Origin of the sequence: Arcicella rosea (assembly GCF_040543805.1) — a bacterium.
GTDB lineage: Bacteria > Bacteroidota > Bacteroidia > Cytophagales > Spirosomataceae > Arcicella > Arcicella rosea.
This window is the reverse complement of sequence record NZ_JBEUMS010000010.1, coordinates 101,231-119,583: the sequence shown is the minus strand read 5'-3', so window position 1 is coordinate 119,583 and position 18,353 is coordinate 101,231. Positions and strand designations below refer to the sequence as shown.

5 protein-coding genes are annotated in these 18,353 nt (G+C 37.1%); 2 read left to right on the top strand and 3 right to left on the bottom strand.

Annotation, left to right across the window (positions count from 1 at the left end):
* Positions 1–61: 61 nt before the first annotated feature.
* Together ABID42_RS14345 and ABID42_RS14340 are read left to right on the top strand one after the other, a co-directional pair.
* Positions 62–3,502 (top strand): SusC/RagA family TonB-linked outer membrane protein, encoded by a 3,441-nt coding sequence (locus ABID42_RS14345; protein ID WP_367284235.1) that lies wholly within the window; start codon positions 62–64, stop codon positions 3,500–3,502.
* Between the two features lie 9 nt (positions 3,503–3,511).
* Positions 3,512–5,308, top strand: a complete 1,797-nt coding sequence (locus ABID42_RS14340; RefSeq protein ID WP_367284234.1) for a RagB/SusD family nutrient uptake outer membrane protein — start codon at positions 3,512–3,514, stop codon at positions 5,306–5,308.
* 136 nt (positions 5,309–5,444) lie between these two features.
* Here ABID42_RS14340 and ABID42_RS14335 read toward each other — a convergent pair whose 3' ends face one another.
* From ABID42_RS14335 to ABID42_RS14325, 3 genes are all read right to left on the bottom strand, one after another.
* The gene (locus tag ABID42_RS14335; RefSeq protein WP_367284233.1) at positions 5,445–12,803 is read right to left on the bottom strand and encodes a cellulose binding domain-containing protein; all 7,359 of its coding nucleotides are present in this window, start codon (positions 12,801–12,803) and stop codon (positions 5,445–5,447) included.
* A gap of 208 nt (positions 12,804–13,011) precedes the next feature.
* On the bottom strand, positions 13,012–14,742 hold the full coding sequence (locus tag ABID42_RS14330; RefSeq protein WP_367284232.1) for a RagB/SusD family nutrient uptake outer membrane protein: 1,731 nt from the start codon (positions 14,740–14,742) through the stop codon (positions 13,012–13,014).
* A gap of 42 nt (positions 14,743–14,784) precedes the next feature.
* A complete protein-coding gene (locus ABID42_RS14325) occupies positions 14,785–18,120 on the bottom strand; it encodes a SusC/RagA family TonB-linked outer membrane protein (RefSeq protein ID WP_367284231.1) in 3,336 nt (1,111 codons plus the stop codon).
* Positions 18,121–18,353: the final 233 nt, after the last annotated feature.

The window sequence follows — 18,353 nt, the reverse complement described above, 5'->3', positions numbered from 1 at the left end:
TACCAATAAGCTATTAGCATTAAAAGTATAAATATATTTTGGGCTAATAAATTAGTAATGAATGGATTATAAATTACTTAGAATTATATTTTTACTGCTTTTTATGTATTTTCCTTTGTGTAATGAATCATTCGCACAAAGAAGTAAAGTACTGTCTAAATCTCCCCTTACGATTTCACTAGTGGAAGCCATTGATATTTTAGGCAAGCACTATAAAGTAATATTTGAGTATAACGATAAATTGTTAGCCAATAAAAAGGTTGAATTATCGGCACTTAATAAGTACAACAACCTTGAAAAAACACTTGATTTTATCATCAAACCCTATGGCTTTAAGTTTGATAAATTCAGTGAACAATCCTACCTGATTTTCGACCCAAACGCCAAAAAAGAAGTAAAAAACGTTTTGCCAGAAAAAAAAACGACAAGCCAATCTACAGGAGAAATCATCTTAAAAGGAAAAATAAATGACCCTGAATTAGGAGTCGGTTTGCAAGGCGTAAGTGTTGTTCTTAAAGGTACTTCCAAAGGTACACTTACAGATAGTGAGGGCAATTTTTCCATTAATATTCCCAAAAGTAATACCGTTTTATTGATTTCAAGCATCGGTTATTTAAAGGAAGAAGTCATTGTTAATCAACAAAATTTCATTCAAATAAGTCTTAAAATTGATAATAATCCGCTTTCCGAAGTAGTGGTAGTTGGCTATGGTATTCAAAAAAAGGAAAGTTTAACGAGTGCAATAGCTGTAGTTGGTCCAGAAATATTTAAAGATAGAGCCGTTAGTAATACCGCTTTGGAATTACAAGGTACTACTCCTGGCTTAACAATTACCAGAAACTCTTCCAGACCTGGAAACGAAGGGCTAAAAATCAGAATTAGAGGGGAATCTTCCATTACAGATGTTGACCCGCTGATTGTAGTGGATGGTGTTCCAACATTGGGTACTTGGGAGTTAAATCAACTAAATTCGGATGATATAGCTTCCATTAGTGTATTAAAAGATGCTTCTGCGGCAATTTATGGCGCAAGAGCAGCAGGTGGCGTTATTTTGATTAGTACCAAACGAGGCAAAGTTGGGAAAATGAAATTAAGTTATCATAGCAGTTTAAGAAGTTCTTCTTTGGCTAGAACTACGCCCATTGCTAATATGGCTGAATATGCAAAATTATTTTTAGAAGCTTCTGAGCAGGACGGCGTAGGTTATTACTGGATTTATGATAAAGAAAGCCTTGGAAAAATGCTTGTCGGCAAGCCATTTTTATGGAGAAATACTTCTTTGGGCTATGATTTAGCTTATGAAGACAATAATTGGATGAACGCTTTGTATGGAAAAGCATTTTCTCAACAGCATAATCTGAGCCTAAGTAATGCTTCAGACAAGTCAAATTATCGTATTTCTTTGGGTTATGCCAATAATAGAGGTTTATTAAAACCAGCCTACGATGGCGAAAAAAAGTATAATTTGCGGGTAAATTATGATTATGAACTCTCTAAAAAAATAAAAATAGAAACGGGGATTTCTTATGATAAAAGAGAAGTTTCTTCGCCCATTACTGGAGTAGGAGATGGCTGGTACGACCCACCGATTTTTCCAGTCTATAACTTTAAAGGCAATTGGTACGACAATTTTGGCTTTAGAAATCCTGTCGCAAAAACGACCGAAAGTGGTAGAATCACCACTACAGATGATATTATTCGTTTAAATCTTAAACTTTCAGCAAAGCTTTCTAAAGTATTGACTTTCAGTACTCAACTTTCTAACGTAAATCTGAGAGGTTGGAAAAAACAATATTATCAAACCTACCAGCTTTACAATTGGGTTGGCGATAGAATCACCAGTGTTCAAAATCCTGACCCAACTATCCAAGAAGATGTGTATAATACCAACTATCAAAATTATGGTGGATTCCTAGATTATAAAAAGGCATTTGCCAACCAACATTCATTAGCTGTGATGCTTGGCACGACCACTGAAATTAACGAAAATAAATACCTATCTGGTAGAAGAATACGCTTACTTTATCCGGGTTTATATGATTTGAATACTGCCGACCCAACAAATGCGAGTAACGCAGGCGGTTCTAATCATTGGGGTTTATTTTCTTTTGTGAGTCGTATTAATTACGATTATCAAGAAAAATATCTTTTAGAATTAACAGGTAGGAGGGATGGCTCTTCTCGTTTCGCTAGTGATTTCAGATGGTCGAATTTTGGAGGAATTTCTGCTGGTTGGATAATTTCCAAAGAGAAATTTATGGAAGAAAATCCTGCTATCAGCGAACTAAAAATTAGGGCTGGCTATGGAGAAAAAGGGGGACAATCGGGCATCGGGCTTTACGATTACTTATCCATTATCAATTCAGGGACTACAATTTTTGGTTACCCTTATACGATTCAACCAACAGCTTATTTGTCGGGAATGACTAGCAATACCAGAACTTGGGAGCGCATAGGCATTGCCAATATTGGCTTTGATTTCGGGATGATAAACAATAAACTAATCGGTACTTTCGATTATTTTCTGAAAAGAAATAACGGAATGCTAATTGATGTTACTTATCCAGAATTATTGGGAACGAACGCCCCTAAAACCAATAATGGCATTTTGTCGATTAAAGGTTGGGAGTTTCAAGTCAACTGGAAAGATAAAATCAGAGATTTTGCCTATAATTTGTCTTTTAATTTGAGTAATAATCAAAATAAATTGATTGCGATGGAAGGCAAAAACTCATGGAATACAGGCATTGTTCCACAGATTCAAGGTTATCCCTTGAATGCTATTTTTGTCTATAAAACAGAAGGATATTTTCAGTCTCAAGAAGAAGTAGATGCTTATTATGCTAGATTGACTGCCACCAATTCTGGCGAACTTCCAATGGTGGGTACGCAAAAATTACGAGCTGGTGATTTGAAAAAAGCTGATTTAGATGGAAATGGCTACATTAGTGCCACTGGGAATCCTAATCAAGGGAACGGATTAACTGGCGACCTTCAATATATTGGCGATAATGCGCCACATTATACTTTTGGTTTCAATTTTGGCTTTACTTACAAAGGCTTTGATTTTACTTCCATGTTTCAAGGTGTAGGAAGCCAAAATATGTTGAGAAGTGGAAATCTAAATGCTCCTTTCAGAACGATTTATGTGAATCAAAACCCTAATTTTTTAGGAAACACTTGGACGGTCGATAATCCCAATGCCATGTATCCAAGGTTATCTTTAACCACACAAAGAAATGCTTGGAACTATAATTTCACTGATATTATGGTACAAAAACTGCGCTATGCTCGCTTGAAAAATATGGTATTGGGTTACTCTTTCTCGAATAAAATGGTAAAAAAAATTGGACTAGAAAAGTTCAGAATTTATGTAGCAGGCAATGATTTATGGGAATGGACGACGATTAAAGATGGTTTTGACCCTGAGTTTGGAGAAAATACCAATCAAACCTATCCATTTGCTAGAACTTGGGCAGTTGGCTTAGAACTGAATTTTTAATTTTTTAAGATGAAAAAGCAATTCTTTTTTTACGGGCTATTATTGATTGGAAGCTGTTTTGCTTGTAAAGACGAAGTATTAGATTTAGAACCGCTTGACCAAGCAACTGAAGCTATTTTCTTTAAAAATCCTGAACAATTTAAAGCCGCCACCAATGATTTTTATACTAAAATGATTTCGTGGCGAACCATTGATGACTCAAATATTTATGATTGGATGGATATTGGTTCAGACCTTACCTCAAGAGTAAATACTTATGGACAAGGTGGGGGAATAACTGGAGCGATAGATATTTACTGGCGGAATCCTTATAAATATATTCGTTCAAATAATATTTTGATTCAAAAAGGGCAAGTATATACTGGAAATAAAGACGAAATTAAACCATACTTGGCTGAAGCCTATTTTTTTCGGGCATGGCACCATTTCTTTCTGCTCAAACGCTTTGGTGGTGTGCCAATTCTTACAAAAGTACTTGATGTTGATTCGCCTGAATTATATTCAAAAAGGGCGACTAGGTATGAAGTAACCAAGCAAATTCTCTCAGACCTTGATTTAGCGATTCAAGACTTACCAACAGAGCAAAATATCGCAAACAACGATAAAGGTCATGTAAGTAAATGGGCTGCTATGGCTTTTAAAGCAAGGGTTTTTCTCTACGAAGCAACTTGGGAAAAGTATGTGGGCGAAAGTACAGATTTTGAGAAAAATCAAAAGAAAGAAGATAAAAGCAGACAATATTTAGAGGAAGCAGTCAGTCTGACAAAGACAGTTATGGAGCAAGGAGGTTATGAGCTTTGGGACAAATTGGGTGACGAAAGTTATTTTTACCTATTTACTTTAGACGATGCCCTTTCAAATCCATTAGGTTTTACCAAGGCTTCTAACAAAGAATTTATCTTGAAAAGTAATTATGATTTTACTTTTTACAGAGCACAAATGAACATTAGTCATACCGTTACGGGGCATTTAGCGCCGAGCCGAAAAATGATGGATATGTATTTATGCAAAGATGGATTACCGCCTTCAGAATCTACCGTTTTTAAAGGATATGCAAAAATGACGGATGAATTTGATAACAGAGATAACCGCTTAAACAATTTTGTGTATAGACCTTTAAAGAGATATTGGGGCTACGGGAAAAGTACAAGGGGAGGGGGCGCCAATTATGGACAAGATTTTCCTTCGACAATTTTACCTGCTATCGCTATTTTAAATGCCAGTACATCTGGTGGTTATGGAAATCGTAAGTTTTTATCTGAGCATCGCTTGCGAGAAGATAATCAAGAATCCTATGATTATCCACAAATCAGATTGGCAGAAGTATATTTGATTTATGCTGAAGCTTTGTATGAAAGAGATGGATTTATTTCGGATGAAAACCTGAATATTTCTATCAATAAAATTAGGAATAGGGCAGGAGTAGCTCCTTTGACGAATGCCTTGATGGCGACTCATCCGAAACTAAATATGTTAGGCGAAATTCGCAGAGAAAGAGCCTTAGAGTTATTTGGAGAAAACTTCCGTTTCGATGATTTAAAACGTTGGAATATTGCCGAACAAGAGTTGAACCAAGCAATTTTGGGTGCAAGAGTAATCGGCACAGAATATGAAACGTATATTTATAACGGAAAGCCCATTTATACACCTTCTGCTTACACTACTTTTGGGATGGATGCCCAAACGGGAGCAATTGTTTTAGACCCAGCTAGTAATCGTAAGTTTTCAAAGAAGAACTATTTATCGCCGATTCCGCTGAACCAAATAATTCTTAATCCTAATCTAAAGCAAAACCCAGGTTGGTGATTTTTTAGGATAAGCCTATAAAAAACAAGCCCATACGAAAATCGTATGAGCTGTCTGTACAAACAAATGTATAGATGTTACAATCCGTCATTATACATGAGTACTTGTATTTGTTCGTTGGATTGATGAGGTTTCATTATTTTATGACTTTTACCGTACAATACTTATTGCCAGCAACAATTTTCAATAGATACACGCCAGCACTTAACTGATTAGTTTGGAATGTAAATCGTTCAGTATCATTCGGTTTTTCTAGTGTTTGGTTGAAAACTTCAGTACCATTAAGGTTAAACAAGGTAATTGTTGTTGCCAAGCCTTGTGTTCCTCTAATGTCAACTTCCGCTCTATCTCCCGTAATCGGATTGCCTAACATTGTGGCTTCTAAAACAGCAGATGATTCTTCGTCAACTACCGCCATTCTAGCATTTGCAAGGGCTGTAGGTTCTGTTCCATAAATCAATTGTCCTTGATAATAAACCGTTACTTTATCGTTCAGAGCCATTTGCTTATTGCTGTTATACGAATAATCGTCGGCTAAATTGAAATTCGACCAATCTGTTTTGGTGATTCTATACTGAATATTACCCGTAGAACTTGAAGGATAAAAAGTGCCCAAATTTGTTTTTACGCCTAGTTCCAAATAGGTATTCGCACCTGTTTTAGCAGGATTTAATGTTACAAACTGATATTCAATGTTTGCATTTCCCAAAGCGGCATAATCCAAGTAATAATTCAGCGAAGGCGTTCCTTCTTTGGTAAACCAGTATCTTACTTTCACATCGCCATAATTGATAGCAACATTTCCTTCATTATTGATTTTCAGATAAGTACTGATGGTGTTACTTGTGGTCTGATTCGTCTTTGTTTCAGTATAAACTTTTAAATTCACCAATGGAGTAACCGTTGCAGGTTCAACTCCCCAAACCAATACGCCATTACGATACATTGTGATGTGTTCGTTATAAGCATAAGTACTTGAATTGCTGTGCGAATAATCGTCGGCTTCACTTAAACTTGTCCAATTGGTATTCGCTAATCTCGACTGAATTACTCCTGAATTTGCACCAGCCAATAAATTTCCCGTAGTCGATTCAAAGCCATACTCAACATAACCATAAGCACCATTTCTTGGATTTGGCAAAGCAACATATTTCATTTTTACTTTGCTGTTTCCTAGTTCGGCATAATCTACCCAAGTACTGATTCCTGCATAATTTTCTGCTGTCAACCAATATCTAATTGTCAATTCATTATAAGGAATTGTGGTTGAACTTTCATTGAAAATCACAAGATTTGGCTTGATTTGGTTGTTCGTCAAATTATTATCACCGTCTTGATATTTTACTTTCAAGGTTGAGATAACTGTTAGGGTTTTACTGATAGAATCCGCAGGAAGATACATTTCATTTCCAGTTTGTGAAGCCGTAATTAAACAAGTACCTGTTCCAACTAAATGAATTTTTCCATCAATAATCGTAGCAACAACGGGGTTTGAGCTTGAATATGAAACTGTCAAATTTGAACTAGCTACTGCCCCAGCATCAAAATCAGCATCGCCTAAAATCTTATTCGGAATATTGGCGAAAGTAATGTTTTGGGATTTCTTTAAAACCGTTAAATTTTGAACTACCGTCGGTGCAGGTAAATACATCGCATTTCCAGTTTGTGAAGCTGTTATCGTACTTGTTCCTGCACCAATAATATGTACTTTGCCATTTACAATTGTTGCAACATCAGGATTTGAACTTGTATAAGAAACCGCCAAACTTGAACTAGAAGTAGCTTCGGCATCGAAATCGGCATCGCCCACATATTTATCTGATAATGAATTGAAAGTAATATTCTGTACAATCTTTAAAACCGTCAGCGTTTGAGAAACTTCTGGGGCAGGAAGATAAATCGTATTTCCAGCTTGTGTAGCCTTAATCGTGGTTGTTCCTGCACCAACAATGTGTACTTTGCCATTTATAATTGTGGCTACTGTAGAATCAGCACTAGTGTATAAAACAGCCAAACCAGATGTTGCTGTAGCAGGTGAAAAATCAGCATCGCCAATGGTTTTTGTTTCGATTTCGGCAAAAGTAATTGTCTGATTTTTTTTCACAACAGTTAATACTTGCGTTTGTGTAGGAGCTGGTCTGTAATCAGTATTGCCAGCTTGCGAAGCCGTAATGGTTGTTGTGCCTGCACCAAGAATATGTACTTTTCCATCCACAATACTTGCCACTGAATTATCTGAACTGCTGTAAGTAATAGGAAGTCCAGAAGTAGCAGTAGCGGGAGAAAAATCAGCGTCACCCATTTCTTTTTGAACTACCGAATTCATCGCTATGGTTTGACTTAGTTTAGCACTTTCCACAATTTCAGTAGCACTTAATGCTCTGCTATAAATCTTGAATTCATCAATTGAACCTTTAAACATAGGGTCATTCCATTGAGATTTACCCAAGTAATTGAGGTTTGTACTTCCTATATTTGAAGGTTTGATAGTGATACTAGTACTGGTTGTCACTAAAGCACCATTAATATATAAACGACAAGTATTGCCTGATTGAGTAATGGCAAAATGCGTCCAAGTGTTAAGTGGAGTGGCAAAATTATAAGTAATGCCTTGTTCAGTTCCTCCGTTTTTAATAGCGTATCGTACAGAACCTGCAGTTCCAGTTTGAACCGAGAAAAACAGATATTTAGCTGTGCCTGTTCCAAAATCAAAAACACGCATCCAGTTGGCTAAAGCATCCATTTTTACCCATGACGATATGGTAAAATCAGACAAAGTACTCACGATGTTTGTTGGAAGCGTTGCATAAGCATTGGCTGTTCCATCCAGTTTAAGGGTTTGTCCGTATTTTCCAGTGCTACGACTTGCTGCACTCGCCAATGAACCATGATTTGCACCCCAATTGTCGATTAAACGTGTACCATGTGATTCATCAAACTTCAAATAGGTAATTTGTCCAACATTGGGTGTGGCTACTACTTCGTTGCTATTAGGATTTTCGCCCAAATTATCTACCGAAGAAACTACATAATAATAGCTATTTCCATTACTAACATTACTATCGGTAAATTTCGTACTTGTGCTAGTTCCAATCGTAGTAAAAGGACCACCAGAAGAATTGGAACGCTTAATTTTGTAACTAAAATCCTGAATAGCCTGCCATTCTATAATGTTTTTAGCATCACCAGATGCCACCATAACACCACTTACTGTGGTACTTTGAACGGTTAAAGTAAGTAAAATGTTACCCGTTGTACTACCATTAGAAGCGGTTAAAGTAATAGGGAAAATGCCATACTCTGTTGGTGTTCCAGTTATTACTCCAGTATTAGTATCAATACTTAAACCCGCAGGAAGTGCTGTAGCTGTAAAACTATTTGGAGATTTAATTCCTGTGATGGCATAAGTAAATGGTCGTCCAATCAATGTCGTATCAGCAATTGCACTGGTAATGACTACTGGCATGGTACGGTCATCTAATAACTGAATATCGTTACCTGTTCCACCGATATAAGTAATTCTGAAATTATAGCCACCCACGTTTACCAAAGCCATTTCTGGTAAATATTGGAATGTTCCTGTTATGGCATTTGTGCCTGTATTGTCCAGAATAGTTAAAGTTGAGCCTAAAGGCAATTCACCTGAAACAATATTATTGACCAATAATTTAGCTTGATTTAATTGAGCATTAGCAACAACAACTTTATCAGCAGTAACAGCTTGGTTATTGATGTCAACCTTGTAAACAGCATTGCTGTTTAAAGTAAGAAGTCCCGTTGTGGTAAAAGTACCAATTGTTCCGTCAGTTCCTGGTACAAATGTAGCTCCAGTACCAATTGTTACTGAATTTGTACTTTTTCCATTTCCACCCAATGAGCCGTTTTGGACAACAATTGGACTGTTGTATGTCCCTGTTGAACCACTGTTATTCAGTAGAAATGTTCCGTTTAATACAGTCGTTGTTCCTCCAAAAGTACTATTTCCAGAGAAAGTTAAAGTACCTGTTCCTACTTTTTCAACGGATAATGTTCCTGCTGCATTAGCGATTGTACCACTAAAGTTGGTATTTGTATTCAAAGCGCCAATTCTGATAATCGGAGTTCCAGCAACATTACAACGAATACCCCCTCTACCAGACAATGAACCGAATTCAAGCGCACCTGAGCTATACATAATTCTGTGACAATCTACACCAACTGCATCCAAAAGCCAAGCAGCGTTTGCACTGCCAGATTCTGGCACCATAAATGCCATTCGGTGATTTCCACTTCGTAATTTAGTGATGAATGTTCCTGTAAAACTGCTGTTATTTCCGTAAAGGCTAATGGTAGCGTAATTGTCAGAACCATCATTGATGAAAGTACCATTACCCAAGAGTCGTCCATACAAATTTAAATGACCCTGACGTTCATAAAAATAACCAGTGTTTCCAGCAGTTACTTCAATATCGTTGTATAAAGTGGCAGTTGCGGTATTAGTCCCAGTATATAAAGCACCACCTTCAAGGATGATTTTACCAGTACCTAAAGGGCCAGCGGTAGGAGAGCCAGAAGTTCCTGTTCCGATACCCAAAACCTGAATGCCGTCGGTAGAACCCCAAGCATAACCTCTTGTTCCACGAATAAGAGTATTACCTGTATATGTATTTGCTCCAGACATTACAAGAGCCGAAGTCCCTGTTTTCAGTAAACTGCCTGAGCCACTCACTACGCCATTAAGTTCTATGCTATTGTTTTTGGCATTTACATTTAACTGTCCGTCTAAAACAATTGGCGTTGATAATATTTGTGCTTGTGAAGAATTATTCACCAAATCACTCTTTAAAGTAATGCCATTTCCAGCAATGGTATAATTCATGGCATTGTCTGCAAAGAGAATTCTTGACGCTACCAATCCAGTTAAATCATTGTTCAAGGTACTGGTTTCTGTACTCTTGAAAGTTAAAATGGCAGGATTGATTGGCACAACATTTTCTAGCCAGTTAGTAGCAACACTGAATACATTACTTGTTGGTGTTGTATTCCAAGTTACACTGTTTGTACCCGGATTTCCGAATACTTCTGCTGAAATAGCACTTTCTAAAGTAGTTCCTTTAGAAGAAATTACATAGTAATATGCCGTTCCATTCGTAACGTTATTATCAGCATAGACATTGGTAGAAACCGAAGCAATTTCTGTATAAGGACCACCACTAGTTGTTGCACGCTTTATTTTATACGTTGATGCTCCGTCAGCAATATCCCAAGTCAAATTTACTTGTCCATTTTGGTTTGTCGCTGCAACGTTGGTTGGCACAGCAGGTGGAACGTTACCAAAAACTTCGTTTGATAATGCACTTTCGTTTGTTCCAATCAAAGCCGTTACTACATAATAATTATTTACTTCATAGGCTGGCGATGGGTCTGTAAATGAAGTAGCGGTAATGTCCGTTTGAATTGTAGTGTAAGGACCACCAGCTGTTAAAGAACGTTTTACCGAATAGCTAGTAGCATTATCGGTTGCCGTCCATGTAAGTTTGATAGCAGAACTCGTAGAGCTTACCGCTAAATTATTGATGGCAATCGGCGTTTGATTACTTAAAACATCAATTACTAAAGCTGCTTTTCCTGCTCCATTAGCATTGGTTGCTTCTAAAAGAACCACATTTTTACCAACAGTAGTGGGTGTTCCCGAAATCACACCAGTAGCAGCATCAATACTTAATCCAGCAGGTAAACCTGTAGCCGCAAAAGCTGTTGGTGTTCCTGTAGCGGTAACATTAAAATTGAAGGCAGTTCCAACAGTTGCCATTGCCGAAGTAACACTATTGATTTCAGGTGAACCAACAGCAAAAGTATTATTAACCGCTACATTTGTAAACGTTGCTGTATTTAAAGCTGAAGTATTTCTTGATGCTGTATAGAAACCAATATAAGCATCAGTAGGTAGTGGAATGATAAACAAAGCGATATTTGTCCAAGTGATTCCATCGTGTGAATGATAGGCAAATACTCTGTTCCCAACTCGTTCTAATTTCAACCACCATGATGAACTTGTGCTGTAATGAGTATAACCGCTATTGGCAGCAGTTGCTCCCAAACCACTTACGTTGATTGTACCCGGTGGGTTAAAATTGATAGATACATAGTTGGATGTAGTTGATAACGATTCACGAATCATTAATCCTGAAACTGCACCGCTAATTGAATTATTCTCAATTTTAGCCACAATGGCAACATCACCTTTTACTGGTTTAAAAGTAAAATTGCTATTATTGGCAGGAGATGAACCTGCCCCTTTTGCTGTCCAAGTTCCTGCGTTGGTCGTAACATTTCCTTTAATGCCAGTCACGCCAATATCTGTATTGCTAAAATAGCTTGTAGGGACAGCACTTTCAGAAGGATATACAATCGGAGTCATGGTTGTTGCCGTTGAATTATCCGATGATTTTAAATATAAAAATGACCATGCTCCTTCGCCAACCAAGCTTCTCATCTGGTCGGTATAAGGAGTAGGAATTCCTTTACGAACCGAGTAAGCTCCTTGAATAATATTATTGAATGGGTGTTGCTTACGAGAACCAGTCGCTATTCCCCAGCCTCCTGTCCAATAAACAGAATATCCACCATAAGGAGTGAAGGTTAATCCAGTAGGGTCAATGGCATAATGATTATATAACTCACCAATTGCTAATAAGCGATTATTCATTTCGGCAAACATATCATCGCCTTGTTTAAATGCTACTTCAGCATCCCAAGCCAATGCCCAAGCTTGCCCAAACCAGTGGTCATCTCTACCTGTATCACCCACCTGACCAGAAGGAATACTGTTACGTAAACCCGCTCCAGCTTCCATACGATAAGCTTCAAGGGCTTGATTCCACTTTACTTCATCATTTAAAAAGGCTGCAATACCCAATGCAATTTGTAGTTGAATCGCACCTTTATTACAATCTCTTAGTGGATTAGGAACCCAAGAAGCTGGATAGAGTACATTCGCAAAATAATTATTGACATGTGCAGTATTGTCGGCTGTCCAACCCGGATAAGTGCTTTTTAGAATATCAGCAGCTGTGATAAAGTATGGTGCATAATCACCAATATCAAGCATGTTTTCGCCACCACCCCAAGTAGTATTGGTAACAGCCCAAGCATCTAATATTTGGGTAGCTTTGGCAGCATAAGCGGCATCGCCCGTAAAAACATACATAAAAGTAAGATTGTGAATAGCAACCATGTCTATTTTCCATGCGTTATTATTCAAATCGGGAGCTCTGGTAACGGTTGCGAATGGCCCTCTCATGGAGAAAGAAAGTTGAGAGCGATAATCATTTCTTAGCGCATTATAACCTGTTAGCCAAGGTTCTTGGGTAATATTGACTTTCAACTGATTCAAATCAGATTGAGTAAATGGAATACCCGGATGCACAAATGTTTTTTGGGCTAATATCTGTTGCTGAAAGCCAAAGAAAATTAGCAATAATCCAAATATAAAATTCGAATAATTCTTTTTCATCGTTATGTTTTTTAGAGATATGATTGTTTAAAAAATGCTTGGATCATCATCTTTTAAAAGAAATAGTAGTTGTTTATCATCATGATTTAATACTACTTATAGCAAAAAGTAGCGGAAATGTGGCTGAAAAAATTCCTTATTGTGAGTTTTAGAATATGGAGTGATTTAGGCTCACCCCATATTCAGATAATAATTGAGTGGTAGGCGATTACCAACCAGGGTTTTGCGTCAAATTAGGGTTGAGTTGCATCTGGTTAGTTGGAATTGGAATTAAGTAATTTTTCTCGCTAAACTTTCTTTCTTTCACTGGGTCAGCGATTACATCACCTTCGGCGGTTAATGGAGGCGGTGTCTTAGTGTATTTTGTTTCAAATTCTGTTCCTTTCCAACGAACACCTAATGATGGTTTGGTAAGTTCGATATGTGCGATATACCAACGTTTTAAATCGTCCATTCTAAAGTTTTCGCCTTGTAATTCTACAGCTCTTTCTCTGCGAATTTCTTCTCTCATCGACAAACCATTATTGTTGACTAAAGCATTACTTAATACGGGCATATTTTTATTGATTCGAGTACGTACCAAGTTCAAGGATTTATTCAAATCATTATCACTGATTGAACCGCTTCGTTCAAAAACAGCTTCTGCATAATTCAAATATACTTCTGCCAAACGAATTACAGGATAGTCGTAACCTTCTTGATTATTAGGCACTTGTCTTTCTGCCGACCACTGTTGTCCGTTATAGCCAGTTACGTCACCATTCCAAGGGTCATGAATTCGGGCATTCATCATATCAGCAGGACCCCAGTCCCAATTGATGTGATAATTGACTGCATTTTGCCAATAAGGACGACCCGGAATCATCATGAAATTACTCATTCGATTATCTCTATTTTTATATTCAGCGTCTAATTTTTGTCTACTAAAAGGCATTTTGGTTTTATCAATTGGCAAACCGTCGCTTGATAAATACATATCTGCCATTGTACGACTCAAATCTGGCCCTAAACTGTAAAAAGAAATTGAACCGGGGATTGTTCTAAGCAAATTATTTGATTCATAACGGACACCTAAAATATACTCTTGATTTGCCGCTTTGGTAACACCTGCTGGATTCGATTTTTGATTTTCTAAAATAAATAGATACTTCAAGGCTGAATCACCCAAGGCAACAGGCTTAAACAATGAATATTGGGCACTGCTAATAACTGCCTCAGAATTACTAATGGCTTTATCTAACAATGTGTTGGCTCTTGTGATATTTCCTCTGAATTTCTGCCAAGTACCTTCATACAAAGCTACTCTTCCTAAAAAAGCCTGGGCTGCCCCTTTGCTGATTCTACCTTTGTCTCCTGCTAAAATCGTATTTTCAATCGGTAAATCAACAATGGCTTCTTCTAAGTCTTTAATGATAAAATCGATTGTTTCATCTCTTGTACTTCTAGTTGCTTTCAATTCTGGAGAGTCCACATCTAATACATCTTTTACCAAAATTACACCACCATAAGAAGTAAGTAATTTGTCAAAATAAACGTATCCTCTGAAAAACTTTGCTTCAGCCACAAAGGTTTTAATTTCCTGAGGTTTGGGATATACTGCCGCTTTTGCCAACATATAATTAATAGATCTTATCCATTTATAAGCATCGTTATAATTATTATCGTTTGAAACTACAGTATTTGTTCCTCTAGCTAATGCACCTCTGTCTGGACCTAAATCTGTTCCTAAATGTCCATCTCCATTATTATTGCCGAAAGTGCGTAAATAGCCATAAAAATTATTGGCTGCCAATTTAAACTTGGTGGCATCATTCCAGAAATTTGCATCTGAAACTTGATCAAGTGGTTTTAAATCTAAGGCATTCTGACAACCTAGCGAGATGACGATAAACATCATTCCAAGCCATGTAGTGATATATGTAATTGAATTCTTTTTCATTTCAGTAATTTGTTTTAATATTAAAAACGTATCCAATGTTAGTTAGAAAGTAATGTTTGCTCCTAAAGTGTATAATCTATAAAACGGATAACGTTGAGCTCCTACGCTAATACTGTTTGTTTGTTCTGGATCCCAATTGTCTTGTACTTTTGTGAATTCCCAAAGGTCGTTTCCAGAGAAATACACTCTTACTTTTTCAACTTTAGCCTTTCTTGTAATACTTTGCGGAAGCGTATAACCAACAACTAAGTTTTTCAAACGAACGTAGCTACCATCTTGAATAGACCAATCTGAAATTTGGTAATTGTAAGCAGTATATGAACCAAAACCTTTATTGGTTGCTGTTGTTAAAATGGGTAATTCAGCATCAGGATTTTCTGGTGTCCAAGTTTTACCTATCCACCAAGTAGCATGTGCTTGGAAAATGTTTTGGAAAGGAGCACTCCAGTCAGAGCGGCGATAAACATTTCTTTTACCTACTCCTTGAAATACTGCTGAAAAATCAAAGCCTTTCCATTCTGCTCCCATGTTTAAACCAAAAACATAACGAGCATCACTTCTTCCTAAAAACACCACATCTCCATCTGCAATAGGATTACCATTGGCATCTTTTTTACCCAATAAGTACTGGTCGGCACCAGCATTGGTTAATTTACCATCGCCATTAATATCTGTAAACATATTGAGTCCTCTAATCATTTGCGTAGCACTTGGCATGTTTCCGACATTGCTACCCGGCACTAATTTAGCGTATTCAGCAGCTTGGTCTGTCGTCTGGATTCTTCCAGCGTATTTGTAGCCAAAGTATGAACCTAAAGGATAGCCTTCAATTGTTTGTTGACCTGCCACAACAATATTTGCTCCGCCATAATTGATTAGTTTATTATCATTATCGCTCAATGTTCCACTTACATGATATGATAAATCTCCGATTTTATCTCTCCAGCCAATAGATGTTTCCCAACCCCAAACTCTTAATTTACCAATATTGGCGGTTGGTGCTGTTGCTCCTAATACAGAACTGTAAGTCTGTGGTAAAAGCATATTATTGTTCTGTTTCCAATAGTATTCAAATGAACCAAATAGGCGATTATTCAATACGGCATAATCTAATGCGATGTTGGTATTTTCTACTTTTTCCCAAGTGCGGTCAAGACTTACCAAAGTTCCCGATGCTCCAGCAGTAACTGAACGAGAAGTATAACCTCCTAAAATAGGACCACCAGCGCCTAAACCAATTAATTGAAGATAATCGTACAAACCAATACCTGTTTGATTACCAACATTTCCGTAAGAACCTCTTAATTTTAATTCATTCACAAAGCCTAATTTTTTCATGAATTCTTCTTGTCCAATTCTCCAACCGGCTGATACTCCTGAATAAAACTTCCAACGATTACTTGGGTCAAATTTTGATGAACCGTCATAACGGGCAATGATTTCTAATAAATACTTATCGTCAAAATCATAATTCAAACGACTAAATCCTGAAGCAATAGCCCAATGGTTACGGTTCTGGAAATTTGTTTTTGTCGTATTATCTCCTAAACCAAGTCCTAAAGAAGGGACATCGTTACTTGCCTGATAATTTGTTTGACTTCCGAAATAACCAAACTCATCTTTTTCATAATTACCACCGGCTGTGATGGCTAGATTATGTTTATTGGCAAATTTGTTTTGATATTCTAGGTAAACATTACTATTAAAATAAGCATCTCTGATGGCTGCTTCTGAATAGTAAGATTGTGCTTGAGTAGGATTATCTTGATATTGATAAGACTCCGTATAATTATAAATTCCTGTAATGTATTTATACTGTTTTTTGAAGTCTGTATTTGCCCAGTTGTAACCAACCGTTCCAATTAAATTCAAGTGTTTCAAGAGATTTAACTCTAATTTTGAATTAACATAAATACGGTTGTTAAACTGTTTGTCTTCACCGCCTAATTCCAACAACCAGTTTCTCGCATTCTGAGTACCCCAAGCATAAGGTTTACCACTAACAGTTGCAACTGGGAAACCCGGTTGTGAACCAACATTGATTTCAGATTGGCGGCTCGGAATAACTAAATCGTTTTGTTCAAGAGAAATATTAGTGGTTAGTTTTAATTTTTCCGAAAATTTATAGTCGAAGGCAAAACGAATATTATAGCGTTTATTAGAGTTTTGTCCCCATTCCAACATACTTCCTTCGTTCATATAGCCCAATGAAAGGCGATAACCCATTAAATCAGTTCTTGCCGATAAACTTAAGTTATGTTGCTGAGACATCGCTCTGCCTTTTCCCCATAAAATATCAATTGGGTTTGTATCAAAAAAAGTATAATCTTTTACATCTGTAAAACCGATGGTTTCGCCTCCTGCAATGTATTCAGGCGTATTTTTGTCAATGTAACCGCTGGCAGGGCGATTCATCCATGCTTTTGCATATTTTGTCCAAATCCAGTTTTCATCTGGTACACCACCTGTTGAAGCATTTGAAATAGCTTGATACATCAATTGTCCATAATTGCTACCATCTAAAAATGATGGTTTTAAACCCATTCTTTGTTCAGACATTGAAACATCATACTGAATAGAAGGTTTGCCAGATTTAGCACGTTTGGTGGTAATCAATACAACTCCACCTGCTGCTCTTGCTCCATAAATAGCCGCTGCCGCATCTTTCAAAAAGGAAATATTATCAATATCATTGGGGTTGATAGAATTCAAAGCATTCATGCTAATTAAGGGAGAGCCATCAACAATGATTAATGGATCGGCATAATTAGTAGAAGCAGCGCCTCTGATTTGTAAATTCCAACCTGCTTGCCCCGGAGCAGCAGAACTACGAGTAACGATAACGCCCGGAACTTGTCCTTGCAAAGCCGATAGAGGATTTGCGACTGCTCCACGATTGGCTAAAACCTTATCATCTACACTACTTACCGAACCAGTCAAAGTAGCCTTTTTACGTTCACCATAACCTACTACAACAACCTCATCCAATGCCTGAATGTCTGCAACCAAGCTAACGTTGATTACTGTACGTTTATTCACCACTACTTCTTGGCGAGTATAACCAATAAACGAAAAGACCAAAGTTGCATTTTCATCAGGAACGCTAATGCTAAAATTTCCTTTTGAATCTGTCGTTCCGCCTTTAGCACTTCCTTTGATAGAAATACTTACTCCCGGAAGTCCTTCGCCTTTTTCAGCATCTACTACTTTACCCGTAATAGTCTGGTCTGCTAATGATATAATAATTTTTGAGTCATTTACTTTTGTGATGTTTCCCAAAGCATTCGCTTCATTCGTGAGCATCAAAGTAAGTGCCAAAGGAATCTGATAAAGACTTACCCTAAGGACTGATGAAAATGTTTTGTTAATTTGTAACATGTTTTTCATACACTTTTGTTTAATTTTTTGGACAAAAAAATCCCTGACACCCTTTTTCAAGGGCGTATTCAATTGTTGATTAATGAGCATCGCTTTCTCTAGCAATTCTGCTATTTTGTGTTGTTATACATTTGTTTTTTCTACATATAAAAAGATTATGGAATGTTTAAACGATTAAGCCAGTTTTGATAAAAAATAGAATGCTTACAAACGCACTCTATTGGCATTAAATA

Bases quoted from the DNA above. Each gene is read 5' to 3' on its own strand.
- ABID42_RS14335 (WP_367284233.1), bottom strand. From the start codon at position 12,803: ATGAAAAAGAATTATTCGAATTTTATATTTGGATTATTGCTAATTTTC.
- ABID42_RS14340 (WP_367284234.1), top strand. From the start codon at position 3,512: ATGAAAAAGCAATTCTTTTTTTACGGGCTATTATTGATTGGAAGCTGT.
- ABID42_RS14345 (WP_367284235.1), top strand. From the start codon at position 62: ATGGATTATAAATTACTTAGAATTATATTTTTACTGCTTTTTATGTAT.
- ABID42_RS14325 (WP_367284231.1), bottom strand. From the start codon at position 18,120: ATGTTACAAATTAACAAAACATTTTCATCAGTCCTTAGGGTAAGTCTT.
- ABID42_RS14330 (WP_367284232.1), bottom strand. From the start codon at position 14,742: ATGAAAAAGAATTCAATTACATATATCACTACATGGCTTGGAATGATG.